Here is a 4,120-nt window from a genome sequence, read left to right as displayed (position 1 = left end):
GTGCTTCAGGGCGGTCAGGACTCCCTTCGAACGGTGCGCCTCGACGAAGGCCTTCGCGTACGCCTCGACCTCCTGCGGATCGGCGGAAAAGCTCCTGCCGAGCTTTCCGATAATGGGGTTCGCCGGGTTGACGTTGAGGTCGACGACCGGGGCGAGGTTGAGGTTGAATCCCAGGCCGGAGAGGTCGCCAGCGAGCTTCCGGTAAAGCGCGCCGGCCTCGTCGGGGCTCAAGGTCTCGGCGACTTTCGCCTCGCTAGGCACCTCCCTGAAGCCGATCTCGCCCGTCAGCCTCTGGATGCGGCCGCCCTCTTGGTCGATCGCGATGAGCAGGGGGGTGGCGGAATATTTCTGCAGGCCCTTGTTGAGCAGCCGCACCGCATCGAGGCTGGCGATGTTGCGTCCAAGATAGATGACTCCGGTTATCTCGCCCGCCTCGGCCTGCTTGACGACCCGCTTGTAGCCATCGTCCTCAGGGCTGTCCCCGACGAAGCCGACGAGCACCATCTGCCCAATCATCCGGCGCAGCTGGCCGTCCTCGATCGCGCGGTGCAGGCTGGCGACCGCTGGGCGCGGCGGCTGGGGCGACGGGTCGGCCATAAGCGGCGACGGAAGGCCGAGCAGGGTGCATGCGACGGCGATGAGGGCTGCGATGCGCAACATGTTTCAGTCCCTCGGAGGAACGGGATGCACGAAGTCGGGAGTGACCGTGCGGCTGTTCTTGCGCGCCGAGGTCATGCCTTTCCTGTGAACGGGATAGAGGTTCGCGCCCGCGACCTGGAAGCATCGGTTGGGCCGGGCGGTTACCCAGGTGAAGCCGCCGCACTGGCCGTCTGATTCACACTGGCGCATGCACTCCTCGTACGATACCGCCAATGACTCCCTCGCGCCGTTTCCCGTGAGGGCGCTGGCCGTGAAGAGCTCCCAGCCGACGGTCAGGCTCGGGGGTGGGGCAGACGGACTGGCCTTAAAATAGAGGCCGGACCTGCCAAGGGTGTAGGACTGGACGAATTCGAAGCCCGATTTCAGGAAGCATCGGTTCGCTTCCTGATTGTAGGTGAACGCCCGGCAGGAGGTACGGCTGTCGCAAAGCGCCGAGCAGCTGTCGGCGTCGCGCGCCTCGAGGCCCTTCGCCACGAGGTCCCCGCCCCACAGGTCGACGCCGCTGAAGGCGGCGTAGTACCAGGACTCGGCGTTGGCGGGATCCCGGTATCCCGGCACCCGGTTCCGGGCGCCGGCCGTCATGAGCGTGTCGGCCTGCGCCGAGTCTATCCCGCTGAACATGCGGCAGATGTTGGTGGCGGACGAATGGTCGTAGCCTGCGCAGCCCGAACGCTCCTTGCACAGTTTCCGGCAGTCATCGAGCGACCGCTTAAACTCCGCGCTGGTCGCGCCCCTCAGCGCCGTTCCGGGGTAGTCCCAGAAATTAGGCTGCGACTGGGCCGAGGCCCGGGGGACCGCCGCGAAGGCGATCGAAAGGAGGAGCAGCGCGATAGCGATTCCCGATACGCTCGCGCGGCCCGTGCGTCGTTGTTGCATTCCCTCGGATTCCCCAATTCCAAAACCGTTATTTACCCCGACATGTTCCTGTTGGCCGCCGCAGCCACCAGGCGATGGTCAGGGATTGATCGATCCCTCGCAGTATGTGGTCCTGAGGAATCCTCCATACGCGTTTGCCCGGCTCGAGCTACCGTCGCTCGCGTCCTGGCAAAGCGACGTCAGGAGCGTCTGGGCCTGGCTGTTGCCCTCCAGCGCGAGCTCGAAGTAGGACCTGCCCGCCTTGTTGGCGTCAGCGGCGTCCACCCGGTCCTGCGCGAAGGTCCTCGGATCGTACCAGCGAGCGATATCGAGCTTGGCGTCCTGGTTGCCCCTCTGCATCGCGAGGTAGATCGCCTGCATCCCCACATCCCTGTTGTTGCGCGTGAAAGCCTCCTTGCTCAGGGCGAAGAGCTCGTGTCCGTCCGAGTCCGTCGCCTTGAGTTTCTCCAGCCTGGCCGCCAGCGGAGGGTTCGTCGGGTCCGAATAGTTCGGGATGAGGCTGCGCGTCTGCGCCGTCGATCCGACGTCCCGCTGCCCGCCGTTCACGTTCGCGTAGAGGCGGCATTCGTTCTTCGGGGAATGGCCCACTCCCGCGCATCCCGAGCGCTGCTGGCAGAGTTTCCGGCACTCCTCCAGCGGCGTGGAGACCTGCGCGCTGATGATCCCGTTCAGCACCGTGTCCGGATAGTTGAAGAGCTCGTCCGCCGGCGCGCTCTGCGCGGCCGCCGGCGACGGGCTGCCCAGGAACATGGCCGCGGCGATCGCTCCGGCCAGGACGCCGAAGGCCAGGACGCGCGAGGCAAGGCGACCCCGCAATAGGTTGTTCCGCATGTTCGCTCTATCCTCCGATGGCTTCGCAGGGGCGCTGCCGGCCGCGCCGTCTATGGTCGTCATTCCAGGGTCCCCTCGCAGTAGGTGTTAGTCAGGAACCCGTTGAAGGCCGGGTCCTGGGGGGAACTCGCGCTCTTCGCGCATAGCGAGCGGAGCAGCCCCGTGGCCTCTGATTGGCCCTCAACCACAAGCTCGAAATAGAACCGGGCGGCCTTGTTGGCGTCCGCGCGGTCCGCCTTCGTCGGGTCGAAGGAATTCGGGTCGTACCAGCGCGCGATCTCGAGCTTGGCGTCCTTGTTGCCCCGCTCCATCGCCAGGTTGATGGCCTGCAGGCGGATCCCCGCGTCGCCCTGGCGGTACGCGTCGCCGCTCAGGGCGAAGAGTTCGTGCCCGTCCGTGTCCGTCCGCTTCAAGCGCTCGAAGCGGGCAGCCAGCGACTCCGCCGGAGTGAGGATGCGGTCCAGCAAGCCGATCCTGTAGCCTCCGTATGCCCCGGCGGCCGCCACGAGCAGCGCCAGCAGGAGAAGCGGGAGGAAGCGCCGCTTGCTTCCCTTCGGCGCCTCTAGTTCCCGGGGAGGAGTAGGCGGTCGGCCCGGCGGCGGTTCAAGCCGCGGAGGAGGATCCGGGAGGAGAGGCGGATTCGGAGGCCGCGGCGGTTCCGGGGGCACAGGCGGATCCGAAATGGTCACTCCGGGCTCCCAGTCTCCAGGCAGAGGCGTGACCGGAGGCCAGAAGGCGTTGCCCCATACGTTCTGGCCTTCGACTTCAATCCGTACCTGGAGGTCGACCGGAATCCTGTCGCTGACCTCGGGGCCGACGGCCAGCGTGGTCGATCCCGCGGCGCGGCTCACGACCTCCGCCTGCACGGTGGCCGGAGGGGCCTGCCATCCGGCGGCGCCGAGATGCGGAGTGTCCGCGGACTTGCGGGTGACCGCCAGCCGCAGGAGCCCGGACCCGCCCAGGTCTTTCGGGAACACGATCAGGGCGTGCCCGAACCGGGACTCGTCCTCCGTGACTTTCAGCTGTACCTGCGTCATCGAGCCGCTGCCTCGGCGGACCCGGCGGCCGGAGCCGCGTCGAGGGCCTCGAGGATCGCTCTCAGCCGCTCGTTCTCCTTGACGTTGACGGTCACGCCCTCGCCCGAGAGGACGTTGTCGGTGACGAGCTGGTTGAAGGCGTACATCCATTCGGACAGCGCGAGGTAGGAGAAATTCCGCCGTTCCCTGGAGAGCCCGTCGCAGTCGGAGACGTCCGGGCGGCGGGCGAACACCCTGACCTCCCCGTCCTCGGTGCCGTCCGGCGCCATCGGGCGCTTGTCTTCCGGCATCGCCTCGAAGCCGAGCGTGCTGACGAAGCGGTTGATGCGGCTCGTCGCGAGGAACCCGGCTTTCTCGAGCAGGATGTCCGGCCTCTCGATCGAGCTTCCCGACAGCCTGGCGAGGTCCTGGGCTATGGTGTCCTCGACCCCGGTGCGCCGCGCCGCCGCGACGAGCTCGGCGATCAACTCGCTAGCCAGCTTGTGCGTGAGGCCGATGGCCTGCAGCGCGCCGTCATTCCTCGCGAGGGCGACGAGCCCGTCCATCCAGTGCCTCATCGCCGCGCGGGCGAGGTAGGCCTCGCGAGGCGGCGCCTTCTGCGAGACGGACTGGCCGGAAACGGCCGCGGCGGCGACGGTCTTCTTCTTTCCGCCGGGCAGGGGAGGCGCGCCCGGCCGGGGCGGCGGGGTGGCGCGAGACTTCGATGAGGTCCCGCC

At 67.6% G+C, this 4,120-nt stretch carries 5 protein-coding genes; all 5 read right to left on the bottom strand.

Annotated features, from left to right (window positions below; translation table 11 throughout):
* Positions 1–660 (bottom strand): glycoside hydrolase family 3 N-terminal domain-containing protein (locus EOA24_RS29450; RefSeq protein WP_133374666.1); only part of this gene is annotated, 660 nt, incomplete at its 3' end.
* A gap of 3 nt (positions 661–663) precedes the next feature.
* On the bottom strand, positions 664–1,536 hold the full coding sequence (locus EOA24_RS29445; protein WP_127410357.1) for a PAN domain-containing protein: 873 nt from the start codon (positions 1,534–1,536) through the stop codon (positions 664–666).
* Between the two features lie 78 nt (positions 1,537–1,614).
* Entirely contained in the window at positions 1,615–2,430 is an 816-nt protein-coding gene (locus tag EOA24_RS29440; RefSeq protein WP_210213612.1) for a PAN domain-containing protein, read from the bottom strand.
* Positions 2,427–3,404, bottom strand: coding sequence for a hypothetical protein (locus EOA24_RS41905; protein WP_189354323.1), 978 nt, complete (start codon positions 3,402–3,404; stop codon positions 2,427–2,429). The genes EOA24_RS29440 and EOA24_RS41905 overlap by 4 nt, the downstream gene beginning before the upstream one ends.
* A partial coding sequence (locus EOA24_RS29425) for a virulence factor SrfC family protein (protein ID WP_245501882.1) occupies positions 3,401–4,120 on the bottom strand: 720 nt, incomplete at its 5' end. The genes EOA24_RS41905 and EOA24_RS29425, both read right to left, overlap by 4 nt.

Source organism: Mesorhizobium sp. M2A.F.Ca.ET.039.01.1.1 (assembly GCF_003998035.1).
GTDB lineage: Bacteria > Pseudomonadota > Alphaproteobacteria > Rhizobiales > Rhizobiaceae > Mesorhizobium.
This window is presented reverse-complemented; position numbering and strand designations above follow the sequence as displayed.

Bases quoted from the DNA above. Each gene is read 5' to 3' on its own strand.
- EOA24_RS41905 (WP_189354323.1), bottom strand. From the start codon at position 3,404: ATGACGCAGGTACAGCTGAAAGTCACGGAGGACGAGTCCCGGTTCGGG.
- EOA24_RS29445 (WP_127410357.1), bottom strand. From the start codon at position 1,536: ATGCAACAACGACGCACGGGCCGCGCGAGCGTATCGGGAATCGCTATC.
- EOA24_RS29440 (WP_210213612.1), bottom strand. From the start codon at position 2,430: ATGACGACCATAGACGGCGCGGCCGGCAGCGCCCCTGCGAAGCCATCG.